Source organism: Sphingomonas sp. S2M10 (genome assembly GCF_012650175.1).
In the GTDB taxonomy this organism is placed as follows: domain Bacteria; phylum Pseudomonadota; class Alphaproteobacteria; order Sphingomonadales; family Sphingomonadaceae; genus Sphingomonas.
The window spans coordinates 1-26730 of sequence record NZ_JAAILI010000060.1; the positions used below are offsets into that span (position 1 = coordinate 1).

Annotated in this window: 24 protein-coding genes and 1 pseudogene; 8 read left to right on the top strand and 17 right to left on the bottom strand. The window is 67.1% G+C overall.

The genetic code is table 11. From position 1 onward, the window contains the following. The 3 genes from S2M10_RS15425 to S2M10_RS15435 form a co-directional block, all read right to left on the bottom strand. A partial coding sequence (locus tag S2M10_RS15425) for an Hpt domain-containing protein (protein WP_348770615.1) occupies nucleotides 1–647 on the bottom strand: 647 nt, incomplete at its 3' end. Beyond that, on the bottom strand, nucleotides 644–1012 hold the full coding sequence (locus tag S2M10_RS15430) for a response regulator (RefSeq protein WP_093296770.1): 369 nt from the start codon (nucleotides 1010–1012) through the stop codon (nucleotides 644–646). The genes S2M10_RS15430 and S2M10_RS15425, both read right to left, overlap by 4 nt. After that, nucleotides 1009–1320: an STAS domain-containing protein gene (locus S2M10_RS15435; RefSeq protein WP_348770616.1), complete on the bottom strand. Its 312-nt coding sequence runs from the start codon at nucleotides 1318–1320 to the stop codon at nucleotides 1009–1011. The genes S2M10_RS15430 and S2M10_RS15435 overlap by 4 nt, the downstream gene beginning before the upstream one ends. A 299-nt stretch (nucleotides 1321–1619) precedes the next feature. Here S2M10_RS15435 and abc-f point away from each other — a divergent pair, with 299 nt between their 5' ends. The 4 genes from abc-f to alr all read left to right on the top strand — a co-directional run bounded on the left by abc-f (nucleotide 1620) and on the right by alr (nucleotide 6841). Further along, nucleotides 1620–3491 (top strand): ribosomal protection-like ABC-F family protein, encoded by a 1872-nt coding sequence (abc-f, locus tag S2M10_RS15440; protein WP_168846883.1) that lies wholly within the window; start codon nucleotides 1620–1622, stop codon nucleotides 3489–3491. 89 nt (nucleotides 3492–3580) lie between these two features. Continuing rightward, the gene (locus tag S2M10_RS15445; RefSeq protein WP_168846884.1) at nucleotides 3581–4159 is read left to right on the top strand and encodes a 2OG-Fe(II) oxygenase; all 579 of its coding nucleotides are present in this window, start codon (nucleotides 3581–3583) and stop codon (nucleotides 4157–4159) included. Nucleotides 4160–4218: 59 nt separating this feature from the next. Next, nucleotides 4219–5805, top strand: a complete 1587-nt coding sequence (locus S2M10_RS15450) for an MFS transporter (protein WP_247650846.1) — start codon at nucleotides 4219–4221, stop codon at nucleotides 5803–5805. Nucleotides 5806–5815: 10 nt separating this feature from the next. After that, the gene (alr, locus tag S2M10_RS15455) at nucleotides 5816–6841 is read left to right on the top strand and encodes an alanine racemase (protein WP_168846885.1); all 1026 of its coding nucleotides are present in this window, start codon (nucleotides 5816–5818) and stop codon (nucleotides 6839–6841) included. A gap of 263 nt (nucleotides 6842–7104) precedes the next feature. Here alr and S2M10_RS15460 read toward each other — a convergent pair whose 3' ends face one another. The 3 genes from S2M10_RS15460 to S2M10_RS15470 form a co-directional block, all read right to left on the bottom strand. After that, on the bottom strand, nucleotides 7105–10200 hold the full coding sequence (locus tag S2M10_RS15460) for a TonB-dependent receptor (protein WP_168846886.1): 3096 nt from the start codon (nucleotides 10198–10200) through the stop codon (nucleotides 7105–7107). A gap of 244 nt (nucleotides 10201–10444) precedes the next feature. Beyond that, complete coding sequence (locus S2M10_RS15465) at nucleotides 10445–11620, bottom strand: acetyl-CoA C-acetyltransferase (RefSeq protein ID WP_168846887.1); 1176 nt, start codon at nucleotides 11618–11620, stop codon at nucleotides 10445–10447. A 26-nt stretch (nucleotides 11621–11646) separates the two neighbouring features. After that, complete coding sequence (locus tag S2M10_RS15470; protein ID WP_247650847.1) at nucleotides 11647–12639, bottom strand: alpha/beta fold hydrolase; 993 nt, start codon at nucleotides 12637–12639, stop codon at nucleotides 11647–11649. Between the two features lie 89 nt (nucleotides 12640–12728). Here S2M10_RS15470 and phaR point away from each other — a divergent pair, with 89 nt between their 5' ends. Both phaR and S2M10_RS15480 read left to right on the top strand, forming a co-directional pair. Then, nucleotides 12729–13316: a polyhydroxyalkanoate synthesis repressor PhaR gene (phaR, locus tag S2M10_RS15475; protein WP_168846889.1), complete on the top strand. Its 588-nt coding sequence runs from the start codon at nucleotides 12729–12731 to the stop codon at nucleotides 13314–13316. A 63-nt stretch (nucleotides 13317–13379) separates the two neighbouring features. Further along, entirely contained in the window at nucleotides 13380–13919 is a 540-nt protein-coding gene (locus S2M10_RS15480) for a DUF6882 domain-containing protein (protein ID WP_168846890.1), read from the top strand. A 51-nt stretch (nucleotides 13920–13970) separates the two neighbouring features. On the opposite strand, the gene S2M10_RS15485 is transcribed toward S2M10_RS15480, so the two are convergent. Further along, nucleotides 13971–14783, bottom strand: coding sequence for a class I SAM-dependent methyltransferase (locus S2M10_RS15485; RefSeq protein ID WP_168846891.1), 813 nt, complete (start codon nucleotides 14781–14783; stop codon nucleotides 13971–13973). A gap of 51 nt (nucleotides 14784–14834) precedes the next feature. Here S2M10_RS15485 and S2M10_RS15490 point away from each other — a divergent pair, with 51 nt between their 5' ends. Beyond that, nucleotides 14835–15023, top strand: a complete 189-nt coding sequence (locus S2M10_RS15490) for a hypothetical protein (protein WP_168846892.1) — start codon at nucleotides 14835–14837, stop codon at nucleotides 15021–15023. 157 nt (nucleotides 15024–15180) lie between these two features. Here S2M10_RS15490 and S2M10_RS15495 read toward each other — a convergent pair whose 3' ends face one another. From S2M10_RS15495 to S2M10_RS15535, 9 genes are all read right to left on the bottom strand, one after another. Further along, on the bottom strand, nucleotides 15181–16734 hold the full coding sequence (locus S2M10_RS15495) for a CpaF family protein (RefSeq protein ID WP_168846893.1): 1554 nt from the start codon (nucleotides 16732–16734) through the stop codon (nucleotides 15181–15183). A gap of 269 nt (nucleotides 16735–17003) precedes the next feature. After that, the gene (locus S2M10_RS15500; RefSeq protein ID WP_064310377.1) at nucleotides 17004–17255 is read right to left on the bottom strand and encodes an ATP synthase F1 subunit epsilon; all 252 of its coding nucleotides are present in this window, start codon (nucleotides 17253–17255) and stop codon (nucleotides 17004–17006) included. A 150-nt stretch (nucleotides 17256–17405) separates the two neighbouring features. Beyond that, nucleotides 17406–18878: a F0F1 ATP synthase subunit beta gene (gene atpD, locus S2M10_RS15505; RefSeq protein WP_168846894.1), complete on the bottom strand. Its 1473-nt coding sequence runs from the start codon at nucleotides 18876–18878 to the stop codon at nucleotides 17406–17408. A 20-nt stretch (nucleotides 18879–18898) separates the two neighbouring features. Further along, a complete protein-coding gene (locus S2M10_RS15510; protein WP_168846895.1) occupies nucleotides 18899–19513 on the bottom strand; it encodes a hypothetical protein in 615 nt (204 codons plus the stop codon). Continuing rightward, nucleotides 19513–20388, bottom strand: coding sequence for a F0F1 ATP synthase subunit gamma (locus tag S2M10_RS15515; protein ID WP_168846896.1), 876 nt, complete (start codon nucleotides 20386–20388; stop codon nucleotides 19513–19515). Before S2M10_RS15515 ends, S2M10_RS15510 begins: the two co-directional genes overlap by 1 nt. 14 nt (nucleotides 20389–20402) lie before the next feature. Beyond that, nucleotides 20403–21932, bottom strand: a complete 1530-nt coding sequence (gene atpA / locus S2M10_RS15520; RefSeq protein WP_168846897.1) for a F0F1 ATP synthase subunit alpha — start codon at nucleotides 21930–21932, stop codon at nucleotides 20403–20405. Nucleotides 21933–21943: 11 nt separating this feature from the next. Beyond that, nucleotides 21944–22498: a F0F1 ATP synthase subunit delta gene (locus tag S2M10_RS15525; RefSeq protein WP_168846898.1), complete on the bottom strand. Its 555-nt coding sequence runs from the start codon at nucleotides 22496–22498 to the stop codon at nucleotides 21944–21946. Nucleotides 22499–22733: 235 nt separating this feature from the next. Then, complete coding sequence (locus tag S2M10_RS22750; protein ID WP_247650848.1) at nucleotides 22734–23444, bottom strand: PEPxxWA-CTERM sorting domain-containing protein; 711 nt, start codon at nucleotides 23442–23444, stop codon at nucleotides 22734–22736. A 299-nt stretch (nucleotides 23445–23743) separates the two neighbouring features. Then, nucleotides 23744–25249 (bottom strand): DEAD/DEAH box helicase, encoded by a 1506-nt coding sequence (locus S2M10_RS15535; RefSeq protein ID WP_168846899.1) that lies wholly within the window; start codon nucleotides 25247–25249, stop codon nucleotides 23744–23746. Between the two features lie 288 nt (nucleotides 25250–25537). On the opposite strand from S2M10_RS15535, the gene S2M10_RS15540 reads away from it, so the two are divergent. After that, nucleotides 25538–25921 (top strand): PilZ domain-containing protein, encoded by a 384-nt coding sequence (locus S2M10_RS15540; protein WP_168846900.1) that lies wholly within the window; start codon nucleotides 25538–25540, stop codon nucleotides 25919–25921. Between the two features lie 156 nt (nucleotides 25922–26077). On the opposite strand, the pseudogene S2M10_RS15545 reads toward S2M10_RS15540, so the two are convergent. Further along, nucleotides 26078–26730, bottom strand: a pseudogene (locus tag S2M10_RS15545) (glycoside hydrolase 43 family protein); the annotation flags it as partial.

The window sequence follows — 26730 nt, forward strand, 5'->3', positions numbered from 1 at the left end:
ATCACGAACAGGAACACGTCGTCGATATCGTCGCGCGACACGTCGCCGTAGAGCGTGACGTCCCAGCCGATATGGCATTCGATCGGGTTCAGCTCGGCCAGCGGGGGCAGCCGGTCGGTGCGCGCGGCGATCTTGCAGTCGCCCAGGCTCCGCAGCTCGTCGAGCAGCATCAGCGGGTTGGTGCCGTTGGCCATGCTCTCGGGCGGCAGGTAGAAGCGCAGGCGCCAGCCCTTGCGGACGGGGGCCGAGGGGGCGGTGGGCGGTGCGCCGGCGGCGGCATCCACCTCGCGCTGCAGCGCCTCGAGGATCGCGGCGCCGGCGGCTTCGAGCCCCGCGCCGTCGCCGTCGACCAGCGCGCGCATATGGTCCTTGGCCGAGAGGATCACCGCGACCAGCCCCTGGGTCGCGGGCGCGAGGCCCTTGCGCACGCGGTCGAAGGCGGTCTCGCAGTGGTGGGTGAAGCTGGCCAGCGCGTCGAAGCCGAACATCGCTCCCGAGCCCTTGAGCGTGTGCAAGCCCCGGAACACCGCGGCGATCAGGTCGCGATCGTCGAGCCGGTGGGTCAGGTCGAGCAGGCCCTGCTCGACCTGGTCGAGCAGGTCGCCGGCCTCGACCCGGAAGGCGGCGATCGGATCGCCGCCGCTCACCGGCCGAGCACCTTGCGCGACACCTTGAGCAGCTGTTCGGGAACGAAGGGCTTGACCAGCCAGCCGGTGGCGCCGGCGGCCTTGGCCTGCTGCTTCATCGCATCGTCGCTCTCGGTGGTGAGGAACAGGATCGGCGTGCCGCACTGGGCGGGATCCTTGCGCAGCTCGCGGATCATCGTCAGCCCGTCCATGTTGGGCATGTTGAGGTCGGTGATGATCAGGTCGAACTTGGCGCCCTTGGCCTTGGCCAGCCCTTCGACGCCGTCGCCGGCCTCGGTCACGGCATAGCCCGCGCCGGTCAGCGCGATCTTGATCGCCATGCGCAGGCTGGGCGAATCATCGACGGTGAGGATCGAGGCGGTCATTGAACAGCTTCTCCGTGAAACCAGAAATCGAGATCTTGCGGGGTGGGTGCGGCGAGGAAACCGGCACGCTCGAGCAGCGCCGCCACCGGCGCGGGGACCGGCGTGCGCAGGCGCACCTCGCGACCGGCGTCTGCTGCCGACACGCGCAGTGCGCAGAGGATCTGGACGAAGCTAAGATCAGCGTCCGTTACGTCTGCGATATCAATATGAATCGCGCCTTCTTCTGCCAGTGCATCGATGCATTGCTGGCGAAGATCGGCAGCATTGCGCATGACGGCGGAAGACGCGACATGGAGTTCTATTGCCACTTATCCCCCGGTAAGATTTCTTAGCGCGAGCTTCATGGTCCGCACCGGCGGTCTTGGATCCAACCGCGACATGGGAATTATAGGCAGATTACCGGAGGAACGCCCTGTTCCCGGGGCAAAAAATTCGCGGGATCCTGCAGTTCTTCCGCATGCCCGCCCCCGCCCGACCCGCCGCAGCCGCGCACTTTCAAAAGCGAACTAGCTAGTTACAGGGCGGGAACAAAGCTTTGCACCGATCGCTTCAGGCGCCTCGCTATGGCTGGCCCTGCGACGCGGCATCGGCTAGGCGGTGGCCGATCATGCTCAATCTGACCGACATCACGGTGCGCCTGGGTGGCCGCACGATTATCGACGGCGCCACCGCCAAGCTGCCGCCGCGCGGCCGCATCGGCCTGATCGGCCGCAACGGCGCCGGCAAGTCCACGCTGGTGAAGGTGATCGCCAGCCAGCTCGAACCCGATGGCGGCAGCGTCGACATGCCGCGCGGCGCCAAGCTCGGCTATATCGCGCAGGAGGCCCCGGGCGGCACCGCGACGCCGTTCGAGACGGTGCTCGCCGCCGATCTGGAGCGCGCCGCGCTGCTCGAGGAAAGCGAGACCAGCCACGATCCCGATCGCATCGGCGAGATCCACGAGCGGCTGCTCGCGATCGACGCGCATGCCGCGCCGTCGCGGGCCGCCCGCATCCTGGTCGGCCTCGGCTTCGACGAGGAGATGCAGCACCGCGAACTCGAAAGCTTCTCGGGCGGCTGGCGGATGCGCGTGGCGCTGGCCAGCCTGCTCTTCTCGCAGCCGGACCTGCTGCTGCTCGACGAGCCCTCGAACCACCTCGATCTCGAAGCGGTGCTGTGGCTGGAGGACTTCCTCAAATCCTATCCGGCGACGATCGTGCTGGTCAGCCACGAGCGCGACTTCCTCAACAATGTCGTCGATCACATCCTGCACCTCGAGCGCGGCAAGCTGACGCTCTATCCGGGCGGCTATGACGCGTTCGAGCGCCAGCGCGCCGAGCGCCAGGCGCAGCTCGCCGCCGCGCGCGCCAAGCAGCAGGCCGAGCGCGAGAAGCTGCAGGACTATATCGCCCGCAACTCGGCGCGCGCCTCCACCGCCAAGCAGGCGCAGAGCCGGCAGAAGGCGCTGGCGCGGATGCAGCCGATCGCCGAACTGGTCGACGATCCCTCGCTCAGCTTCGACTTCCCCAATCCGGACGAGCTGCGCCCGCCGCTGATCACGCTCGACATGGCGAGCGTCGGCTATGGCGAGACGCCGATCCTCCAGCGGCTCAACCTGCGGATCGATCCCGACGACCGCATCGCGCTGCTCGGCCGCAACGGCAACGGCAAGACCACGCTCGCCCGACTGCTCGCCGCGCAGCTGACGCCGATGGACGGCGCGATCAATTCGAGCGGCAAGATGAAGGTGGGATACTTCACCCAGTATCAGGTGGAGGAGCTCGACCGCGACGACACGCCGCTGCAGCACATGACGCGCAACATGGCCGGGGCGAGCCCCGGCGCGGTGCGCGCGCAGCTCGGCCGTTTCGGCTTTTCGGGTGACAAGGCGACGACCAAGGTCGGCAAGCTTTCGGGCGGCGAGCGCGCGCGCCTCGCGCTCGCGCTGATTACCCGTGACGCGCCGCACCTGCTGATCCTCGACGAGCCGACCAACCACCTCGACGTCGACGCCCGCGAGGCGCTGATCCAGGCGCTCAACGGCTATTCGGGCACCGTCGTCGTGGTCAGCCACGATCGCCACATGCTGGAGATGACGGCGGACCGGCTGGTGCTGGTCGACCAGGGCACTGCGAAGGAATTCGACGGCAGCCTCGACGACTATATCGCCTTCGTGCTGTCGAAGGATTCGAGCGGGGGCAAGGGCGGCGCTTCCAAGGCCGATCGCAAGGAGGCCCGCCGCGCCGCCGCCGAGGCCCGCGAAAAGGGCACCGCGCTGCGCAAGGCGGCCAAGGCGGCGGAGGCCGAGCTCGCCCGGCTCCAGGCGCAGCTGTCGGGGCTGGAAAAGGCGATGTTCGATCCGTCGACCGCCGAGCCCGCCCTCGCCAAACTGACCATGACCGATCTGATGAAGCGCCGCGCCGAAGTGGCGGAGAAGATCGAGGCCGCCGAAATCACCTGGATGGAGGCGAGCGAGGCGCTGGAGGGGATCGGCGGCTGAACCCGATTCCCCCGTGCGCCTAACCTCGCCTTAACCTTGTTCGGGCATTGCGGTGCGGCCCCGCCGGGGCGTGTTGCAAGGACCGGCCGTTGAACGACATTCGCGTACTCGATCACTTCCTGGGCGAAGTGCGGCGCCAGTGCGTCTGGGACTTTCTGGACCAGCCCGGCTGGAAGCACGGCGCCTATTCCTCCGGCGCCCCGGATGCGCCGCGCTATTTCTACAAGCACTTTGCGGGCTATCAGAAAAGCGGGCAGGAAGATCGCGATCCCGACAGCATCGGTGCCGAACTGGAAGGCGCCGCGCCGCTGGTGGCGGAGGTGTGGCAGGATCTGCTGCGCAAGCCGCTGCGCGCCCAGCGCCTGTCGCGCTGCTATGCCAACCGGATGCCCAGCGGGGTGGGGGGCGGTGTCCATCTCGATTCGGACTGCAAGGACCACCTCACCGCGATCTATTATCCCCAGGCCGAATGGAACGCCGATCAGGGCGGCGAGACGCTGTTCTTCAACCGCAGCGGCAGCGAGGTGGTGAAGGCCGTGATGCCCAAGCCCGATCGGCTGGTAATCTTTCCCGGCACCATCCCCCACGCCGCGCGGCCGATCTATGGCGGCGCCCCCGATGCCGCGCGGATCACGCTGATGTTCAAGACGCTGGGGCGCCGCGCCTGAGCCGTTGCTCCCGTGCGCGACTGCTGTAGAACCACCCTCAAACGCGGGGGAAACAGCGGATGACGGACGAGGGTTGCACGCCGAGCGCGGGCGAGATGCGGATGGTGATCGGCGCCTCGTCGCTCGGCACCATCTTCGAATGGTATGATTTCTTCATCTGGGGCACGCTGACCGCCACCGGCATTCTCGGCCGCACCTTCTTCCCCTCGGGCAACGAGACGCTGGCGACATTGCTCTCCTGGGCCACCTTCGCGGTGGGCTTCGGCTTCCGCCCGCTGGGCGCCGTGGTGTTCGGCTATCTGGGCGACCGGATGGGGCGCAAATACACCTTCCTCGTCACCATCGCGGTGATGGGGCTGGCCACCGCCGGCATCGGCCTGATCCCGAGCTATCAGGAGATCGGGGCGACGGCGCCGATCCTGATCCTCGCGCTGCGGGTGGCGCAAGGCCTCGCGCTGGGCGGCGAATATGGCGGGGCGGCGATCTTCGTGGCGGAGCATTCGCCCGAGGGGCGCGCCGGCTATCACACCAGCTTCATCCAGGCGAGCGTGGTCGGCGGCTTCATCCTGAGCCTGGCCGTGGTGCTGCTGTTCAAGCTGGCGGCGGGCGACGTCTGGGAGGCGTGGGGCTGGCGGCTGCCCTTCCTCTTCTCGCTGGTGCTGCTCGCCATTTCGCTGTGGATGCGGTTCCGGCTCTCCGAAAGCCCCGTGTTCCGCGCGATGAAGGCCGCCGGGGAAACGGCGCGCAACCCGTTGGTCGAGAGCTTCACCTATCCCGGCAACAAGAAGCGGCTGTTCGTCGCGTTGTTTGGCATCGCCGCCGGGCTGACGGTGGTGTGGTACACCGCGATGTTCTCGGTGCTTGCCTTTCTTTCCGGCCCGATGCGGCTGGACCAGACTGCGGCGCAGCTGATCACCGGCGCGGGTGCGGTGATCGGCACCGGCTTTTTCGTGCTGTTCGGCCGGCTGTCGGACAAGGTGGGACGCAAGCCGCCGATCGTGATCGGCTACGCGCTCACCCTGGCGCTGCTGTTCCCCTGCTTCTACGTGATCGGCAGCGCAGCCAATCCCGGCCTGGCCAAGGCCGCGATCCGCCAGCCGGTGGTCGTCGCCGGGCCCAACTGCGCCTATGATCCCTTCGCCACCCGCCAGGCCGACGAATGCGGCCGCTTGCTCGATCATCTCTCCAAGCTGGGCGTCAGCTACACGACCGCCAAGGCGCCCACGGTGGTGGTCACCATCGGGGGGCAGGTGGTGCAGCGCAACACGCCCGCCGCCGTGGAGGTCGCGCTCAAGGAGGCGGGGTACCGCTTCGACCGCATTGTGCCGGCACCGATCGACATCGCGATGATTCTAGTGGCAATGACGGTGCTGATGGCGCTGTGCGGCGCCACCTATGGCCCGGTGGCGGCGCTGCTCAGCGAGATGTTCCCGACGCGGATCCGCTATTCGTCGATGTCGATCCCCTATCATATCGGCACCGGCTATTTCGGCGGCTTCCTGCCCTTTATCAGCCAGTATATCGTCGCGCGCACCGGCAATCCCTATGCCGGGCTGTGGTACACCTTCGCGGTGGTAGCGCTGGCGCTGCTGGTGACGATGGTCGGCCTGCGCGAGACGGTGGCGATTCGCGGGCGGCAGCGCTAACCGGCTGGGGATGACCCAAGCCCCCCTGCGCCTCCGCCTCGATACCGCCGCCCTTGTCGCCAACTGGACGCTGCTGTCGCGGCTGAGCGGCCGTGCGGCCTGCGGCGCGGCGGTGAAGGCGAACGGCTATGGGCTGGGCGCGCGCGGCGTGGTCGAGCGGCTGGCGGCTGCCGGCTGCCGTGACTTCTTCGTGGCGACCTGGGCGGAGGCGCGGGCGCTCGCCGATCTGGGCGTGCCGATCTCGGTGCTGCACGGCGCCCGCGCGGAAGACATGGCCGATCGCCCCGGCAATGTCCGTCCGGTGCTGGCGAGCCCCGAACAGGTCGCGCGCTGGCAGGCGGCGAGCGGGGGCGCCTGCGACGTGATGGTCGATACCGGCATGAACCGGCTGGGCGTCGCTCCGCAGGCGGTGGCGGACGGGCTGCTCGACGGACTGATGGTCGAGACGCTGATGAGCCATCTCGTCGCCGCCGACGAGGATGTGGCGCTGAACGCCCGACAGCGTGATAGCTTCGCTGCGCTGGCCGGGCGCAGCCCGGCACGGCGGATGAGCCTTGCCAACAGCGCGGGCATTGCGCTGGGCCCGGATTATCATTTCGATCTCACCCGGCCGGGCATCGCGCTCTATGGCGGCCGCCAGCGCGATGCGCATGACGCGATCCGCCAGGTGGCGACGCCGGAAGCGCAGATCCTCCAGCGGCGCCTTGTGCACATGGGCGAGACGATCGGCTACAACGCCACCTATACGGCGCCGCACGACATGGAAGTGGCGATCCTCAACCTCGGCTATGCCGACGGCTATCTGCGCTGCTTCTCGAACAAGGGTTGCGCGCGGGTCGGGGATGCGGTGCTGCCGGTGGTCGGCCGCGTGTCGATGGACCTGACCGCGATCTGCGTCGACGCGGCGCCGGATCTGCAGGAGGGGGACTGGGTGGCGATGGACTATGCTCTGCCCGAAACCGCGGCGCTGAGCGGGCTGTCGCAATATGAGTTGCTCACCGGGCTTGGCGCGCGGTTCGATCGGGTGTGGAGCTGACCCGTTCTCCACGTGCCGGTCGTCGCGCGACCGGCTGTATCGGGTGCATTCGATCCGCCGAATACGGTGGTGCACGGCGGCACGCTGCTTGCCCGGCGCATACGGGCGTTCGGCGTGGTTCGTGCGCACGGGCGAAGATCGTCTCCCTGGGATCGATCGGCCGCTGAGCGTCACGGCAGGCGGCCGCCCAACCACGCGCGCGACCGGCAAGAAAAAAGGGCCGGAGAAATCTCCGGCCCTTTCCCCCAGCTGCTTCTGACGGATCAGAACTTGGCTACGAAGCCGACATAACCGTAACGGCCACGCGTGTCGTAGATGCCCGAGCCCGCGCCGGTGCCGGTCAGGCCGAACGGCGGGAAGCGATTGCCGATATTGTCCATGCCGACATAGAGGTTGAAGCGATCGTTGACGTCCACATCGACCCGCGCGCTGTGATAGAAAACGCTCGGATACTTGCGGAGCGATGCGTAGTCCGCATTCTCCTGCGGCCGTCCCTGAACCGAGTTATAGTCCTCGTAGGTATTGAGGTACATCTTGTCGATCCAGTGGAGCTGGTAACCGAGGGTCACCTTGCCCAGCTTCACGCTCGCGTTCAGGTTGAACTCGTTTTCCGGATCGCCCAGTTCACCCAAGATGCGGTCGAGGCGCTGCGGGTCGGCCGGGTTGGTGAAGCTGTCGCGCTGCAGCGTGCGGGTGTAGATGCCCTGCAGGTTGAGCGTACCCCAGTCGAACTTGTGCCGGTAATTGAGGTTGGTGTCGATGCCGCGCGCCTTCAGGCGAGCGAAGTTGAGCGTCGACTGCAGCAGCGAGCCCTCGAGGACCTGGAACGGAATTTCACCGCGCGGACCACCGCTCGCCCCGGCGCGCGTGAACAGGCCGCAGAACGGATTGTTCAGCGATGCCTGATCATAGCACTGGTTGAGGATCGTCTGCGCCGCGACCGACGAGATCACGTTCTCCACGTTGATGTCGTAATAGTCGACGCTGAGCGACAGACCCGGCAGGAAGCTCGGTTCGAACACGCCACCGATCGTGTAGCTGGTCGAGGTTTCCTGCTTCAGGTCGGGGTTGCCGCCGCTGACGATCTCCAGAGACTGCACATAGACGAAGTCATAGCCGGCCGGAGCGCCCGCCGCCGCGCAATTCGCAGCGCGGTTGGACGAACCGGTGGCGATGTTGCGGGCCGAGCAGGGATCGACCACGGTCGCGAAGTTCTGGCTCTGCGCCGAGTAGAGCTCCGATAGATTCGGTGCGCGGACCGAGCGCGAATAGGTCGCGCGCAGGCGCAGGTCGCGGATCGGTGCCCAGTTCACGCCGGCGTCCCATGCGAACACGGTGCCGGTGTTGCCCTTGTAGTTGGCGACGCGGCCCGAACCCTTGAGGGTCAGGTCATGGAAGAACGGCGTGTTGCGCAGCAGCGGCACGCTGATTTCGCCAAAGGCTTCCTTCACTTCGAACGCCGGCGCCGTGAACTCCGGAATGGCGTTGTAGAAGGCATAGCCGGCCTGGGTGATATCATCGAGATCGTAATAGTTGGTCTCGCGACGATATTCCGCACCCAGCGAGAACGCCACCGGGCCGCCCGGCAGCTCGAACAGCTGGCTGAAGTCGCCCGAGACATAGCCCGACGCGACGAACTGGGTGATCTTGCCCGTCGCGCGCGACGGCACGGTCAGATAGTCGCGTGCCGCTTGCGACGAAGCGCCTTCGCCGAACGGATTGACCGGAACGCATGCTGCAACGTCCTGGGCCAGGATGGCGGCATTGTCGACATATGCGACGCGGGCGGCCGGATCGATCTTCGAACGGCAGACAATGTTGCCGCTGACCGGGTCGCGAACGCTATCGACGGCCAGCAGGTAGCGCTGGATGTTGATATTGCCGCTGATCAGGTTGGTCTCTTTGTGCTCGCCATAATTGACCGAGACTTCGTAGTTCCAGTCATCGTTGAAGTCGCCGCGCAGGCCGCCGACCACGCGGAACGTCTCACGCTTGATGTTTTCGTCGCGGATGCCGAGCTCGACCCAGTTCTTGCGCAGCGAGAAGCGCGTCGCATCGGTGGGGGTCACACCGCCGGCGCGCAGCTGCTGCTCGATGACGGCACGGGCCTGGGCGCTGAGATAGGGATTGTCGAGGCGCGGGCGCTCGCGATTGCTCGCTGCCGGGTCGCCGAGCGTGGTGCCCTGCGAGAAGAACGGACCGCTGGTCGAGCCGAATGCGGTTGCGCGGACATATTTCGCTTCGACGAACGGCACCAGCGCCGGCGTGATGTCGAAGTGACCGAGGAAGTTGACCGAGATGCGCTCGAGATCGGGCGAGAGCGTCAGAAGCTTGCCTTCGCGGCCCGAATAGCCGTTGCCGCCGAGGAAGCTGCCGTTCGGTCCGATACCGACACGGGTGCCGGTCTGCGGGATCAGGCTACCGTCCGGCTGGAAGAGAAAGGCGCAGGTGAATGCCGCGTTGGAATTCTGGTCGCGCCCGCACGCGCCGGTCGGGCTGGTGAAGCCGAGTTGGCCGCCGGTCGAGATGGTCGTGGAACGGATGTCGCGCAGGAACTGGCGATCGAACACCCCGTCCGAGCCGTTCGCCGAGCTTGCGGGATCGGTGTCGACGATGACGAAAGCGTCATTCTGGCGAAGATTGGGGCGATCGGAACCGTAATAGGGCGAGGAATGCGCATATTCGACGTTGAGCGCGACGTTGCCGCGACCCTCCGCGAAGTTCTTGCCGGCCAGCATCGAGACATACTGGTTGCCCGCGTCCCGGTAATCGACGTTCGCACCGGCCTGGCCGCGCAGCTGCAGGCCGTCATAGTTCTGCTTGAGGTTGAAGTTCACGACGCCCGAGATGGCGTCCGAACCGTAGATCGACGACTGACCGCCGGTGATCACGTCGACAGACTGGATGAGGTCCGTCGGGATCGTGTTCACGTCGGGCGAAACGCCGTTCACCAGGATGTCGCCGGCCACGTGACGACGGCCGTTCACCAGCACCAGCGTGCGTGACGTACCAAGGCCGCGCAGATCGAGCAGGTTGAGGCCGCGCGTACCCAGGAATCGCGTCGAGTTCTGCTGGCTGTACGTGTTGCGCAACTGCGGCAGATCGTTGAGCACGTCACCGACCGAAACACGACCGGTCTCGAAGAACTGATCGCCGGTCACCGTCGTGATCGGCGAAACGGATTCCTGGTTCGGCTGACGAATGCGCGAACCGGTGACGACGATGCCTTCGCTGGCATTCTCCGCCTTCTCTTCGGTCTGGGCGGCAGGATCCGCCGCTGTCTGAGCGAGAGCGGCCGTGCTCGCGAGACTCGCGATGGTCGCCAGTGCGCTGACACCGAGCAGCTTAGAAAATTTCATGGATTGCCCCTATTATGTCTGAACCGGCAATCTGCTGGCTAGGCTGGAGCAAGGGCAAGGCTGATTCTTAACGGGACATGACTTTTGGGAACGATATGTTGCCAAAATGCGACACATGCCCCGCCATTGTTGCTGAATGTGTCCACACGCAAAATGACGCCGATCGTGAGCGCAGCGCAGGACGCCAGAGGACGTGGCCATCGGTCATCGACGGCCACGTCCTCCAATCGGCGCGGGAATTAGCTCAGTCGCGCTCTACGCAGAGGGCAATGCCCATGCCGCCGCCGATGCACAGGGTGGCAAGCCCCTTCTTGGCATCCCGCTTGTTCATCTCGTGAACCAGGGTGGTGAGAATGCGCGCGCCGGAAGCGCCGATCGGGTGACCGATGGCGATCGCGCCGCCGTTGACGTTCACCTTGTCGGCATCCCAGCCCAATTCCTTGCCGACCGACAGCGCCTGGGCGGCGAACGCCTCATTGGCTTCGATCAGGTCGAGGTCGCCGATCGTCCAGCCCGCCTTTTCCAGCGCCTTGCGGCTGGCGGTGACCGGCCCGATGCCCATCACCGACGGATCGACACCGGTGCTTGCCCAGCTCTTGATCGTAGCAAGGATCGGGGCGCCGCGCTTCTCGGCTTCCTCGCGGCTCATCAGCACCAGCGCGGCAGCGCCGTCGTTCAGCCCCGAGGCGTTGGCAGCGGTGACCGTGCCGTCCTTCTTGAACGCAGGCTTCAGGCCGGCGACGCCGTCCACCGTCGCGCCCGCGCGGATATATTCGTCGTCCGTTACCACCGTCTCGCCCTTGCGGGTCTTGACCGTGACCGGCGCGATCTCGTCCTTGAAGCGGCCGTCGGCGCGCGCCTTTTCGGCCAGATTCTGCGAACGAACCGCGAATGCGTCCTGGTCGCCACGGGTCACCTGGTACTGCTCGGCCAGGTTTTCCGCCGTGATGCCCATGTGGTAGCCGTTGAACACGTCGGTCAGGCCGTCCTTGATCATCGTGTCGACGAGGCTGAGGTCGCCCATCTTGGTGCCCGGGCGCAGCGACTGGGCATGCGGGCTCATCGACATGGACTCCTGGCCGCCCGCGACGATGATCGTCGCGTCGCCGTTGCGAATCGACTGGAAGCCGAGCGCCACCGCGCGCAGGCCCGAGCCGCAGACCTGCTGCACGCTCCACGCCGGCACTTCCTTCGGCAGGCCGGCGTTCATCGCGGCCTGGCGGGCGGGGTTCTGGCCCTGCGCGGCGGTGAGCACCTGGCCGAGGATGACTTCCGAGACTTCCTCGCCTTTCACGCCGGCTTCGGCGAGGGCCGCCTCGATCGCGACACGGCCCAGCTCGTGCGCGGGCGTGGCGGCGAAGGCGCCGAGGAAGCTGCCCACCGGGGTACGCTTGGCGGCGGTGATCACGACGTCGGTCATGCTGGTCTCCTGGGTGTGTTTGGCGGCTATCTAGTGCGCGGAAGCGCAGTTAACCAGTGGGCGAGCGGTTCCCACACTGCCCGCCGCGCGCGGCCGCCGACGATCATGCCGACATGGCCCAGCGCCATCTCGCGCACCGTTCCCAGCCGCGCGGCACTCGCGGCGGGCACGATGCGATCGGTGGTCGAGACGAGCGACAGCATGGGCAGGTCCAGTGCCTCGGGCCGAACGGCTGCGCCGGCCACCTCCCATCGGCCGCGCCCGGGCAGATCGGCGGAGAGGAAGTCGTCGAACAGCTGCCGGCCGGTGCCGAAGGTGAGGGGGGCGCCGGCATTGGCCCAGTCTTCCAGCGCGATGAAGGCGCGGCCCTCCGGATCGCCGGCGCGCAAGCGGCCGAACCGCTCATATTTCAGGATCGTGCGGCGCGGATCGAGCTGCCAGAAGCCGGCCTGCAGCACTTCCATCGGCACCAGCCCCAGTCGCTCGCAGGTGGGATAGGCCTTGTCCCACAGCGTCGCGAAGCCTTCCAGCGCGGCGCCATAGCCCGCGAAATGCCAGGGCGCGGCGATGGTGACGAGACCGGCGGTCTCGATCGCCTGCGCCGCCGCGATCGCCATCGTGCCGCCAAGGCAATAACCGGCGAGCACCGGCGGGCGCCGCAATTGCTGCAGCAAGGGGAGCAGCAATTGCTCGACATGGCCGTTGACGTCGAGCAGCGCGTCGTCGGGCGTCGGGCTCCCCCAGTCGACCAGCAGCGGCCGCACCCCCTGGCGCGACAGCCAGCGCAGCAGCGAATTGCCGCGGGCGAGGTCCAGCACCAGCGGCGGGTTGATCAGCGAGGGCACGAACACCACCGGCCGCCCATGCCCGCCATAATCGCGCAGCACGGCGCGGCCGGCGCGCGCGACGATCGGCTTTTCGGGGCGCGGCGCGGGGCGGGGCGCGCGTTGATAGGCGGCCAGTCCCGCCAGTGCCGCGGCGCGCTTCTCCGGCGATGCTGCCGTTTCGTTGCGCAGCATTGCAAGAAAAAGCGGCAAAGGGCGCGGTCCGTGTTGCGGCGCGTCAGAAACTGTAGTTAGGTGCGCATCTGTCACGCGCGGGGTTCCCCATGAAGAAAGCTGCACCTGGAAGCGGTCCGGTCATCATCAAGAAATACGCGAACCGCCGACTCTATAACACCGAGACGTCGTCCTACATCACGCTCGAGCATCTCGCAGCGATGACGCGCGAAGGCCGCGACTTCAAGGTCGTCGATGCCAAGACCGAGGAGGACATCACCCACAACGTCCTCACCCAGATCATCATGGAAGAGGAAGCGCGCGGCCAGACGATGCTGCCGGTCAACTTCCTGCGCCAGCTGATCGCGCTGTATGGCGACTCGATGCAGGCGATGGTGCCGGGCTATCTGGAAGCGTCGATGGACAGCTTCCGCCGCAACCAGGAGCAGTTCAAGTCGGCGGTCGAGGGCGCCTTCGCCAACTCGCCCTTCGCCGAGATCGCCAAGCGCAACATGGCGATGTTCGAAGCGGCGGCGAGCGCCTTCCAGCCGGGCGGCGCGGCCAACCCCGCGCCGGGTGCTGCGCCCGGCGCGGCGCCGGTGGCCCCCGAAGCGGGCAGCGGTAACGACGGCGACGTCTCGGCGCTCAAGGCCGAACTCGCACGGCTGCAGGAAAAGATCGAGAAGCTGGGCAAGTAGGGGCATCACGGGCGCGGCACCGCGCGCGCCAGCCCGCGAAGGCCAGCATGCGGAGTAGCGGACATGACGCCATGGCTCGGTGCGCTGGTATCGCTTCTGGTCGGCTCCGCGGCCATGCCGGAGGACCCGCAGGTGCGCGTGCATCAATCCAGGGAACTGGTCTTTGCCAGGGCCGACGCCGACATTGCCGCCAAGACCGAGATTTTCCAGCATACGGTTGGAAAGGAGGCGTTCGAGTGGAGCGTCGACCTCGACAAAGGGATCATCCGGTTCACGGCGTCGACCTATGTCGCCACCGCGCCGGTCCAGGTCATCGGCACCTATAACACGCGCGACGGCAGCTTCCTCTGGGGTTGGGACCATCCCTCCATCCCGGAGGCGAGGCGCACCCATGCCAAGCTGGCCCGGCAATTCGGCGAACTGCAGGGGCTTCCCCAATACACCACCCGCAAGGTGTTGTGCACCGAGGCGGTGGCGTGGCGCTTCACCGCGGTTGCCTCGTACCTGGCCGGTGCAACGGGCACCTATCGCGGAACGTCCGGCCCCACGCTGGTCTACATGACCTTCGGACAAGTCACTGTCGGTCCGAAGACACAGCCTTGAGACCGCCGCTGCGCCCTCCGCCGCTGACGGCAGAGGGCGCAGCGCGCAGCTTCACGGCTTGCGGAACTTGAGCGTCATGCGGTCGCTCTCGCCGATCGCGGCATATTTCGCGCGGTCCTGGTCCTTCAGCGCGAAGCTCGGCGGCAGCGTCCACACCCCGTTCGGCCAGTCGGCGGTGTCGGCCTTGTTCGCATTCACTTCCGATGCGCCGACGAACTTGAAGCCCGCCGCTTCGGCCAGCCGGCGCACGGTCGAGATCTTGATATAGCCGCTCTTGGTCTCGCGCTCGTCGCTGGCGCTCTCGGGCAGGCGATGGTCCTCGATGCCCAGCGTGCCACCCTTCTTGAGCATCGCGTACATCTGCTTGAAGGCCTCGGGCGAATAATCCTGTCCGCTTTGCTGATAGCCCATCCGCCAATTGTGCACGTTGCGGAAGGTTAGCACCACGTCGGCCGTGCCATCCGGCACCTTGGCCTGGCCTGTAGCGGCCGGGAAGGCGACCACGCGGATCGGGCCGTAGAGCGCGGCGTCCTTGGCCTTCAGCGCCTCGATCCCGCGCGCATTGCCGCTCGGCACGGCGGCATAGAGCGTGCCCTTGCCCTTGGTGAGGGGCGCTAGGATTTCGGTGTACCAGCCGCCGCTCGGCCAGATCTCGACCACCGTGTCGCCGGGCTTCACGCCGAAAAAGGCGAGCGTCTCGGCGGGGTGGCGATATTTGTCGCGTGCGCTATTGGCGGGCGTGCGGCTCGGTGCGGCGACCGCGGCGTCGATCGCCTGGCGGAGCGACGCGGGTTGCTGCGCAGCAACGCCCGCGACGGTGGCGAGGGTCAGGACGGCGGCGACGGCGATATGATGATGGCGCATTGGCGGAGGCTCCCTGCTATCCGCGCGCGACTGTGCAGCAACAGGAAGACGATGCAACTAGAATTCTGGATCGCCGCGGGGGTGGCGCTGCTGATTGCGATCGCAGCGGGGGTGGCCGAGCATCGCCGGCGCAAGCGACGCAACCTGGAGCAGGTCGGCTGGGTGCCGTGGATGGCAATCCAGATGGCGGGCCTGTTCGCCGCGCTGGTGCTGGTCAGCGTGGCGCTGCACGCGGGGTGAGGCGTTAACGATCCTCCCCTGAAAGGCGAGGTGGCGCGCGCAGCGCGACGGAGGGGTGTCAGCGCTGGTATCGTGGCGCGCACCCTTAGCGGGTACACCCCTCCACCACCGCCTTCGGCGGCGGTCCCCCTCCCCCTCCGGGGGAGGATCAAAGAACCTAGAGGCACGCCTCCAGCAGCGCCTGGTCGAACCCGAACTGCTTGGCCTTGTCGAGCGTGTAGGGCCTGAGGCCCATCGAGCGATATTCGCCGATGATCTTGCCGTCGGTGCCCTCGTCCAGATATTCGAACTTGAACAGCTCCTGGGTGACGATCACCGGGCCTTCCATGCCGATCACCTCGGTGACGTTGGTCACGCGGCGGCTGCCGTCGCGCAGGCGCTTCACCTGGATGATGAGGTCCACCGAGTCGGCGATCTGGCGGCTGATCGCTTCCTTGGGCACCTTGATGTCCGACATCATCACCATGTTCTCCATACGCGCCAGCGCCTCGCGGGGGCTGTTCGAGTGGAGGGTGCACATCGAGCCGTCATGCCCCGTGTTCATCGCGGCGAGCATGTCGAAACACTCGGCGCCGCGGATTTCGCCGAGGATGATGCGATCCGGTCGCATACGCAGCGCGTTCTTGACCAGGTCGCGGATCGAAATCTCGCCCTGGCCTTCGAGGTTCGCCGGCCGCGTCTCCAGCGGCAGCCAGTGCGGCTGCTGCAGGCGGAGCTCGGCGGCGTCCTCGATCGTCAGCACGCGCTCGCCCGGATCGATCATCTTCGAGATCGCGTTGAGCATCGTCGTCTTGCCCGAGCCGGTGCCGCCCGAGATGACGATGTTGAACCGGCTGGCGCCGGCGATCTTGAGCGCGGTCGCCATTTTCTCGGACATCGATCCGCCCTTGGCCATCATGTCGAGCGTGATCGGCTTGGCGGAGAATTTACGGATCGAGATGGCGGTGCCGCGCAGGGAGAGCGGCGGCACGATCACGTTGACGCGGCTGCCGTCCTTGAGGCGCGCATCGGCGAGCGGGGTGGTCTGGTCGACCCGGCGGCCGACCGAGTTGCAGATCCGCTGCGCGATCTGGAACAGATGCTCCTCGTCGCGGAAATTGATGTTCGCGAGCTCGAGCTTGCCCTTGCGCTCGACATAGGTCTGCTCGGGGCCGTTGACCATGATGTCGCTGATCGCCGCATCGGCGAGCAGTTCCTCGAGCGGCCCCAGCCCCAGCAGCTCGTCGACCAGCACCTTTTCCAGCGCGAACTGCTCGCGCCGGTTGAGGGTCAGCTTCAGCTCGGCGAGCACTTCGCCGATGATCGGGCGGAATTCCTCGGCGAGCTCGTCCTTGCTCAGCGTCGCCGCGGCCTCGGGATCGACGCGCTCGAGCAGGCGCGGCAGCACCTGTTCCTTGATGCGGTGGATCGAGGCTTCGAAGCCCTCGTTGCGCGAGCTGCCCTGGTCGGCGGGCGCGGCCTGGCGATCGGCCAGGCGCTGCATCGCATCGGCGCTGGCCGCGCTGGGGCCGAGCGGGTCGCGCTCCAGCATCGGGTCGGCCAAGTGCTGGCCGGGCAGGGGCACCGAATCGAGCGGCGGGAACTGCTCGCCGCCCAGCGGCAGCGGCTCGGCACGCTGGAACCCGCCGCCCTGCATCGGCCGCGCCACGCCGAACGCCGGCCGCCCCCCGGTCCCGCTTCCCATGCCGCCACGACGCCCGAACGCGCTCATCGAACTTCAGTCCTCCAGGAAGCCACGGGGACTAAATGACAAGCCTTGCGATTTGGCTAACTATGTGGGGTCGGCTGCAATCACCGGCGGGGCGTTGCGCCCGCGCCGCGACGCCGCCGTGCCCGAGACGCCGTCATCCCCGCGAAGGCGGGGATCCATTGGCCTGGACGGTTCCGGCAGGAGCCGGCGCGTTGGCGCGAATGGATCCCCGCCTTCGCGGGGATGACGATGGTGGCGTTGGCTGGCCGGGCCGCCCCGGCTGACCGATATTACTCTGCGCGTTCGGCCAACACGGTCAGGCCGCGCTCGTTGACCTCGGCGAAACCGCCTTCGACGCGGATCAGCTCGGGCGTGGTGGAACCTGCCTTGTACAGCTCGATATTGCCGTCGCGGATCGTCGACATGATCGGCGCATGGCCTTCGAGCACGCCGAAATCGCCCTCGCTGCCGGGGACGACGACCATATGGACCTCTTCCGAGCGGACGAGACGTTCCGGGGTGACGAGTTCGAAGTGCAGCATCTCGGTTCTTCCTAAGCCCCTCCCCTTCAGGGGAGGGGTTGGGGTGGGGGACACCGCCCCCTGCGTCGGTATTCGCTGGGGCTTACGGGACGCGCGCTTCGCTCGCGCCCCACCCCAGCCCCTCCCCTGAAGGGGAGGGGCTAGTCCTTATTACGCCTCGTCGGCGAGCTTCTTGGCCTTGGCGATCGCGTCGTCGATGCCGCCGACCATGTAGAAGGCCGCTTCCGGCAGATGGTCATACTCGCCGTCGACCACCGCCTTGAACGAGCGCACCGTGTCTTCCAGCTGCACGAAGGCGCCCGGAATGCCGGTGAACACTTCGGCGACGTGGAAGGGCTGGCTGAGGAAGCGCTGGATCTTGCGGGCACGGGCGACGGTCAGCTTATCCTCTTCGGAAAGCTCGTCCATGCCCAGGATCGCGATGATGTCCTGCAGCGACTTGTACTTCTGCAGGATGGCCTGCACCGCACGTGCCGTCTCGTAATGCTCCTGGCCGACGACGCGCGGCTCGAGCACGCGGCTGGTCGAGTCGAGCGGATCCACCGCCGGGTAGATGCCCAGCTCGGAGATGGCGCGGTTGAGCACGGTCGTCGCGTCCAAGTGGGCGAACGAGGTTGCCGGCGCCGGGTCGGTAAGATCGTCGGCGGGCACGTACACGGCCTGCACCGAGGTGATCGAACCCTTGGTGGTCGAGGTGATGCGCTCCTGCAGCGCGCCCATGTCGGTCGACAGGGTCGGCTGATAGCCCACCGCCGACGGAATACGGCCGAGCAGTGCCGACACTTCCGCGCCCGCCTGGGTGAAGCGGAAGATGTTGTCGACGAAGAACAGCACGTCCTGGCCTTCGACGTCGCGGAAATATTCGGCGATCGTCAGGCCCGAGAGTGCGACGCGGGCACGGGCGCCCGGCGGCTCGTTCATCTGGCCGTAAACCAGGGCAACCTTCGAGCCCTCGGTGATGGCATTGCCGTCGGCGTCCTTGGCGATAACGCCGGCGTCGAGGAACTCGTGATAGAGATCGTTGCCCTCACGGGTACGCTCGCCCACGCCTGCGAACACCGAGGTGCCGCCATGGCCCTTCGCGATGTTGTTGATCAGCTCCTGGATGAGCACGGTCTTGCCCACGCCGGCGCCGCCGAACAGGCCGATCTTGCCGCCCTTCGCGTAGGGCGCGAGCAGGTCGATCACCTTGATGCCGGTGACGAGGATCGCGCTGTCGGTCGACTGCTCGATGAACTCGGGAGCCTTGGCGTGGATCGGCGCCTTGAGGTCGGTCGCGACCGGGCCGCGCTCGTCGATCGGCTCGCCGACGACGTTGAGGATGCGGCCGAGCGTCGCCGGGCCGACCGGCACCTGGATCTGGTTGCCGGTGTCGGTCACGGTCTGGCCGCGGGTCAGGCCCTCGGTGGCGTCCATCGCGATCGTGCGGACGGTGTTCTCGCCCAGATGCTGCGCGACTTCGAGAACCAGGCGGTTGCCGTTGTTCTGGGTCTCCAGCGCCGAAAGGATCGCCGGCAGGTTGTTCTCGAACGTCACGTCGACGACCGCGCCGATCACCTGGCTGATGCGGCCCACATTATTGGTGCCCGTGTCGGGGCGGTTGAGTTCAGCGGCGGTTGCCATCGTCTGCTTCCTTGCGGCTTCTAGCTGTTGGCCGGAGCACTAGCCCCGGGTCGAGTGAATGTCACGGTGATGCGGTCCAGCCCGGCCCCGAGATCGGGTGCGGGCGCACGGCGCACCTGGATGTCCGCGCCGGCGACCGACATGGTCCAGTCGTTGCCGGTGGGCAGTGCCGCCGCCGCATCGCGCCCGCCGGGAAGGCCCAGCACGCGGAACGCGTTGACGATCATCTCCCCGACCGACTTGATGGCCGTTTCCGACTGGTCGGGCTGGCGCAGATCGAGCCGGTATTCGAGCGTGTCGAGCCGGGCCTTGCTGCCCCGGACGAAGATCGTCACCGCGTTCGGGCGATCGGTTGCCTTCAGGTCGAGCGCGGTCGGCAGCGACTCCGCAACCCGTCCGCCAGCACGCGGGCGATAGTCGCCGATGCGCGCGCCGGTGCGGTTCAGGACGTCGATCGCATGGGCGGGGTCGCGCCAGAATTCGGGCCAGCCCTTTTCGAACACCACCGGAATCGGCGAGGCCGAGGGGCTGGCAGTCGGCGTCGGGCTCGCCGCCGGAGGTTGCGGCTGCGCAGCCGGCTTGCACGCGGCAAGCAGGCCGAACAGCGCGACCCCCAGTGCGACCCGTACGCGCATCAGAGCGCCTCGGCGCCCGAAATGATTTCCACCAGCTCGGTCGTGATCGCGGCCTGGCGGGAACGGTTATACTGGATCGTCAGACGATTGATCAGGTCGCCGGCGTTGCGCGTGGCGTTGTCCATCGCGGTCATCGATGCGCCCTGCTCGCTGGCCTGGTTCTCCAGCAGCGCCTTGAAGATCTGCACCGTCAGGTTGCGCGGCAGCAGATCGGCGAGGATCGTCTCTTCGTCCGGCTCATATTCGACCGCGGCACCCGTCGCCGGCACCGCCGATTCCGGCACCGAGACCGGGATCAGCTGCTGCTCGGTCGGCACCTGGGCCAGCGCCGAGCGGAAGTGCGCGTAGAACAGGGTCGCCACGTCGAACTCGCCCGCGAAGAAGCGGTCGGTCACGTCCTTGGCGATCGCGCGCGCCTCGTCATAGCCCGGCGTCCGCACCGCGGTGGTGTCGAACTGGCCGACGATCATGCCGGGGAAGGTACGGGCGATCACCGCGCGGCCCTTGCGGCCCACAAGGTAGAACTTCACCGTCTTGCCCTCGGCGATCAGCGTGCGCGCCTTGAGGATCGCCGCCTTGACGATGTTGGCGTTGAACGCGCCCGACAGGCCCTTGTCGCCATTGGCGACGATGAGCAGCTGCGTGTCCGCCTTGCCGGTGCTGGCGAGGAGACGCGGCGCATTGTCGCTGGCCCCGACCTTGCTGGCGAGGCTGGCGACCACGCCCTCAAGGCGCTGGGCATAGGGACGCGCGGCTTCTGCGGCGGCTTGCGCCTTCCGCAGCTTCGCCGCCGCGACCATCTGCTTGGCCTTGGTGATCTTCTGGGTCGACTTGACCGAGGCGATCCGGCCCTTGAGTTCCTTGAGGTTGGCCATCCGGCGGCAGTCCCTTAGGCGAAGGTCTTGGTGAAGGCGTCGAGCACGCCCTTCACCTTGTCTCGCGTACCGTTCTCGAAGGCCTTGGTGTCGCGGATCTCGGCGAGCACCTCGGCATGCTGCGAACGGAAGTGCGCGAGCATCGCGGCTTCGAAGCGGACCACGTCCTTGACCGCGACATTGTCGAGATAGCCGTTGGTGCCGGCGAAGATCGAGATGGTCTGCTCTTCGAACGACAGCGGGCTGAACTGCGGCTGCTTGAGCAGCTCGGTCAGGCGCGCACCGCGGTTCAGCAGCTTCTGGGTCGAGGCATCGAGGTCCGAACCGAACTGCGCGAACGCGGCCATTTCGCGATACTGGGCGAGCTCGAGCTTGATCGAGCCCGACACCTTCTTCATCGCCTTGGTCTGCGCCGACGAACCCACGCGCGACACCGACAGGCCGACGTTGATCGCCGGACGGATGCCCTGGTAGAACAGGTTCGTCTCGAGGAAGATCTGGCCGTCGGTGATCGAGATCACGTTGGTCGGGATATAGGCCGACACGTCGCCCGCCTGGGTCTCGATGATCGGCAGCGCGGTCAGCGAGCCAGCGCCGTTGGCGTCGTTCATCTTCGCGGCGCGCTCGAGCAGGCGGCTGTGGAGATAGAACACGTCGCCCGGATAGGCTTCGCGGCCCGGCGGACGGCGGAGCAGCAGCGACATCTGACGATAGGCGACGGCCTGCTTCGACAGATCGTCATACACGATCACGGCGTGCATGCCGTTATCGCGGAAGAACTCGCCCATCGCGCAGCCGGTATAGGGCGCGAGGAACTGCAGCGGCGCCGGCTCCGAGGCGGTGGCGGCGACGACGATCGAATATTCCATCGCGCCATTCTCTTCGAGCTGGCGGACGATCTGCGCGACGGTCGAGCGCTTCTGGCCGACGGCGACGTAGATGCAGTAGAGCTTCTTGCCTTCGTCGCCCGAGCTGTTCGGGCCCTTCTGGTTGATGAAGGTGTCGATCGCGACGGCGGTCTTGCCGGTCTGGCGGTCGCCGATGATCAGCTCGCGCTGGCCGCGGCCGATCGGCACGAGGGCGTCGATCGCCTTGAGGCCGGTCTGCACGGGCTCGTGCACCGACTTGCGCGGGATGATGCCCGGCGCCTTCACTTCGACGCGGCGACGCTCGGTATATTCGATCGGGCCCTTGCCATCGATCGGGTTGCCCAGGCCGTCGACGACGCGGCCGAGCAGGCCCTTGCCGACGGGAACGTCCACGATCGTGCCGGTGCGCTTGACGGTGTCGCCTTCCTTGATCTCGGCGTCCGAGCCGAAGATCACGACGCCGACGTTATCGGCTTCGAGGTTGAGCGCCATGCCCTGCACGCCATTGGCGAATTCAACCATCTCGCCGGCCTGGACATTGTCCAGACCGTGGATGCGCGCTATGCCGTCGCCGACGGACAGCACCTGGCCGATTTCCGAAACCTGCGCTTCGGTGCCGAAATTGGCGATCTGGTCCTTGATGACCTTCGAGATTTCTGCGGCGCGGATATCCATCTTCTTAGCCTTCAGCCTTTCATCGCGTGCGCGAGGGAGTTCAGTCGGGTCTTGATCGACGAATCGATCATCTGGCTGCCGATCTTCACGACCAGGCCGCCGAGCAGCGAGGGGTCCACCGACAGGTCGACCGAGACCTCGCGGCCGATACGGGTGCGAAGCTGCTGCTTGAGCGCATCGACCTGTTCGGCATCGAGCGGGTGTGCCGAGGTCACTTCCGCGGTCGTCTCGCCGCGGTGGCTGGTGGCCAGCGCGCGGAAGGTGCGGATGATCGCCGGCAGCTGCGCCAGACGGCGATTCTCGGCGAGCACGCCGAGGAACCTGGTCGTCGTCGCATCCAGCGCCATCGCGCCCGCCGCGGCCGCGACGGCCTTGCCGGCGTCCTTGCGGCCGATCAGCGGGCTGGTGGTGAGCGCCTTGAACTCGGGCGATTCGTCGAGCGCCGCCCGCACGGTCGCAAGGCTCGCTTCGACGGCCTCGATGGCCTTGGCGTCACGTGCCAGCTCGAAGAGCGCGGTTGCGTAGCGTCCGCTTAGGCTGGCCTGAATACCGCCGGAATTCTCCACGCGATTCGTTTCCTCTCGGAGGGTCGGAAGTGACCCCATGCACAAAAGGGGGGCGACGCAAACTGCGCCCCCGATGGGTTGCCGGGCTGCTAGCATCGCGCTTGGCCGTATGCAACCCGAGTCGCCGAAACGTCACACGCTGGTTTCATGTTTGCGTTTGGGCGTGTCTGGAAGCGCGCAAGAAAAAGGGCAGGCGAAGTGCTCGCCTGCCCCGAAATCATGGGATTAGCCGGTGTCAGGCGACTCGCAGCGCCGCCGCGCGCTTGCGCCGGAACATGCCGCCGACCAGCGCGAAGCCGCCGATCATCGTCGCCCAGCTGGCCGGCTCGGGCACCGCGCTCAGGAACACCTGGCTCTGCTTCTCGGGCGAGAAGAGCAGCTGCAGCTTGTGGCCCGCGATCGCGGTCCAGCCGCCGGTGGTGATCTGCGTGAGATAGCTGTTGGCGAGCGCGCGGGCATCGTCGCTGTTGCCGCCGACCGTGTAGAACTGGCCGCCGGTGGTGTCGTAGCTACCGCTGTTCTCGCTGAGGATCTCCCACACCGCCAGCTGCGTGGCGGCGGAGATGGTCTTGCGGCCGAGCAGGTCGCTCTCGCCGCCGAGCAGGACGTCCGAGTTGGTGAGCAGGGTGAGCAGCTGCTGCTGGCGGGTGGTGTCGCCGAGCACGGCGGAAATGCCGGTCCGCTCGAAACTGCCGGTGCCGATCGCGGTGAACGCGTCGGCGCAATAGGTGAGGAACTCGACCGCCTGGCCGTTCTCGGTGCCGGTGAAGCGGAAGCGGCTCATGCCCGGCCAATAGCCGATAAAGCCGGTGGGGGTGTAGATCATCGCGTCCGCTGCGAGAAAGCCGGGATCGTCGTCATAATCGGTGATCACCACCGTGGCATGGGCGGCTGCCGGCACCACCGCGCCGAGCGCCAGGGCTGCGGCCATCAGGACATTGCGCATCGTCTTCTGTTCCCACCTGTTGTGGGGAAGAGCGCTAGCGGGCGCGTGAGGGGCGGGGCTAGCTTATTGAAATTGGTGAATGACCGGCTTTGGCACAGCCGTGCCGGGTTGGGACGGGCGCGCCAGCTACCGTGACCAACAAGACGTCATCCCCGCGAAGGCGGGGATCCATTTGCCAGGACGATTCAGCAGGTGTCGCTCCGTTCCCACCAATGGATCCCCGCCTTCGCGGGGATGACGATCAAGGTTTGGCGCGCGGCCACCTGTAGCAGCAAGCGACCGCGCGCCTTGTTCTCGGCTCAGCGCGCGCGGCCCTGACCGCCGCCGCCCTGGCCGCGATTGCCGCCGCCGCCGTGGCGACCCTGGCCGCTGCCGGCCGGACGCGCGTTGAACTTGCGCTTGGGCGCACCCGGACCACGGCCGGCGCCTGCACCCGCAACCGCATGGCCGGCACCTTCCGCACGACGCGGCTGCTCACCGCGCGGACCCTCGGCCCGGCGCGGCTCGCCACCACGCGGCGCATCGCTGCGCGGACCGCCGCGACCGCGACCGCCCGGCTGGCCGTCGCCACGACGACCCGAGGCATGCTGCATCGCGCGGCCGTTGCGGCCGTTCTGCTCGTCGCGGCTCGCCGGCATCGGCGAGCGGGTCGCCTTGATCTTGTCGGCCTCGGCCATGAAGTTCTCCGGCAGCGGCTGCACGGTGAGCTTCTGGCGGGTCAGCCGCTCGATGTCCTTCAGATACGGACGCTCGTCATCGGCGCAGTAGCTGATCGCGATGCCGTCCGCCCCGGCGCGCGCGGTGCGGCCGATGCGGTGGACATATTGCTCCGGCACGTTGGGCAGCTCGAAGTTGAACACATGGCTCACCCCCGACACGTCGATGCCGCGCGCGGCGATGTCGGTCGCCACCATCAGCTTGACCTTGCCCGAGCGGAACTCGCCCAGCGCGCGCTCGCGCTGCGGCTGGCTCTTGTTGCCGTGGATCGCGTTGGCGGCGATGCCGTTGCCGGCGAGAAGCCGCACGACGCGGTCCGCACCGTGCTTGGTGCGGGTGAAGATCAGCGCGCGGTCGATCTCGAGGTTGCGCAGCTGCATCGTCAGCAGCGCCTGCTTCTCGGTCTGGTTCACATAGGTGACGAACTGCTCGACGCGCTCCGCCGTGGTGGCGACCGGGGTCACCTTCACTTCCACCGGATTGTGGATGAACTGGCTGGCCAGCTCGCGGATCGACTTGGGCATGGTCGCCGAGAAGAACAGCGACTGGCGCTTGGCCGGCAGCTCCTTCACGATGCGGCGCAGCGCGTGGATGAAGCCGAGGTCGAGCATCTGGTCGGCTTCGTCGAGCACCAGGATCTCGATGCCGAGCAGGATCATGTAGCACTGGTCGAGCAGGTCGACGAGGCGGCCCGGGGTAGCGACGAGGATGTCGACGCCGCGCGCCAGATCGGTCTTGTTCTTGTGGACCGAGGTGCCGCCGAACACGGTGGCGATGCGCAGGCCGGTGCCGCTGGCATAGTGCTTGGCATTGTCGGCGATCTGCGCGGCGAGCTCGCGGGTCGGCGCGAGGACGAGCATGCGGCAGCCGCGCGGCTGGGCGCGCTTGCCGCTGGCGACGAGGCGGTCGATCGAGGGCAGCATGAAAGCGGCGGTCTTGCCGGTGCCGGTCTGGGCGATGCCGAGCAGATCGCGGCCTTCGAGCAGCGCGGGGATCGACTGCGCCTGGATCGGCGTCGCGTCGGTATAGCCCTTGGCGGCGAGCGCAGCCAGGACGGTCTCGGAAAGGCCGAGTTCTTTGAATTGCATGGTAAAACCTTATAGATGCGGCCGGCGCGCACGCATCTTCAAAGGGCGCACGCGAAGGCGGGGTCAACAAGTGACGCCCCGCGTGATTTGGGAAGCCGATAAGCGACGAAGCAGAGCCTAGCGGAGCAGATCCCCGTTTGGGGCGCGCCGCCGATCACGCTGCATGTAAATGCCTCGTCGTGATTTCGCATATGGCAGTGATGCTGCGCCGCGTCAAGAAGCGGCTGCGCGTTGGTCAGGCGTTAACCCCGTTTGTCGTAGAGCCGGTGTTCTGGGGCAAGGGAACAGGTGCTGGTGCTCGTCGCGCGACTGGAAGTATGGGGAAGCATGGACGCGCGCGGCGCGGTGCGCTTCCTGTTGAATCGGGAAACCACCGTGCGCGGCATGGACGGCCGCCCGTTCGACGCGGTGGTCGAGAATTTCTCGCGCACCGGCTTTCTGTTCAACGCCGATGTCGATTTGCCCGAGGGCACGCTGATCTGGATCGGCATGTCGGGCGCCGGCGCGCGCGAGGCGCGGGTGGTGTGGCGCGAGGACACCCGCCACGGCTGCGAATTCCTGATGCCGCTCAGCCAGCGCGACCTGCAGCATGCGTTCCGCAGCCGGGAGCGGATGGTGGAGGATCTGGAAGCGCGGCTGCGGCGGGTGAGCATGTTGCGCGAGGGGGAGTGAGGCCTAATCGATCCTCCCCTGAAAGGGGAGGTGGCAGGCCGAAGGCCTGACAGGGGGGGTGTCGACGCTGCGGCGGCGCACCTCGATCCGAGCGGGAACACCCCTCCACCACCGCCTTCGGCGGCGGTCCCCCTCCCCTTGCAGGGGAGGATCCTTTTAGGCCGTCACGTCCGCAACGAACGCGCGCTCCCTATACGCGAACCAGTCGAAGTCCGCCGCCATCCCCGTGCCGCCCATGTCCTGGCAGGCCATGCCGATGAACGCGCCGGTGAAGTTGGGCAGGCCAGGGGCGCTCGCCTCGTCGGAGAGGATCGAGGCGTCGAACAGTTCGGGGAGCCACTGCCAGGCCTCCGTGCCTGCCATCCGCCAGCCGAAGCGCAGCCGCTCGTAATCCACTTCGCAGCGTAGCTCGATCGGTCCCGCCGGCAGCGGGATCGGGGCGGTGAAGGCGTCGCCCTGGGGCGCGTCGGGCAGCGCTGTCATCACGCGGAGATGGCGGCCCACATCCTCGTCATGGCTGACGTGGAGATAGTGAAACTTGGTGCTGTTGTAATAGACGACCAGCCCCGCCGCCTGCTGGAAGTCCTGCGGTTCGAAGTCGAGCAGGCAGCTGGTCGAGGTGCAGAAGGCCTGGAGCCGCCGCGCGACCAGCGCCTGGGTGAAGACGCTGCCGATCGTCTCGCGCCCGTACAGGCGCAGATGCCCCGGCCGGGCGGTGAGGCTGAAGATCCGGTCGGGCTCGGGCGTTCGCAGCCATTGCAGGTCGATCGGCAGCGTGGCCGAGTCGAAGTCGTGGCGCTCCTCGGTCG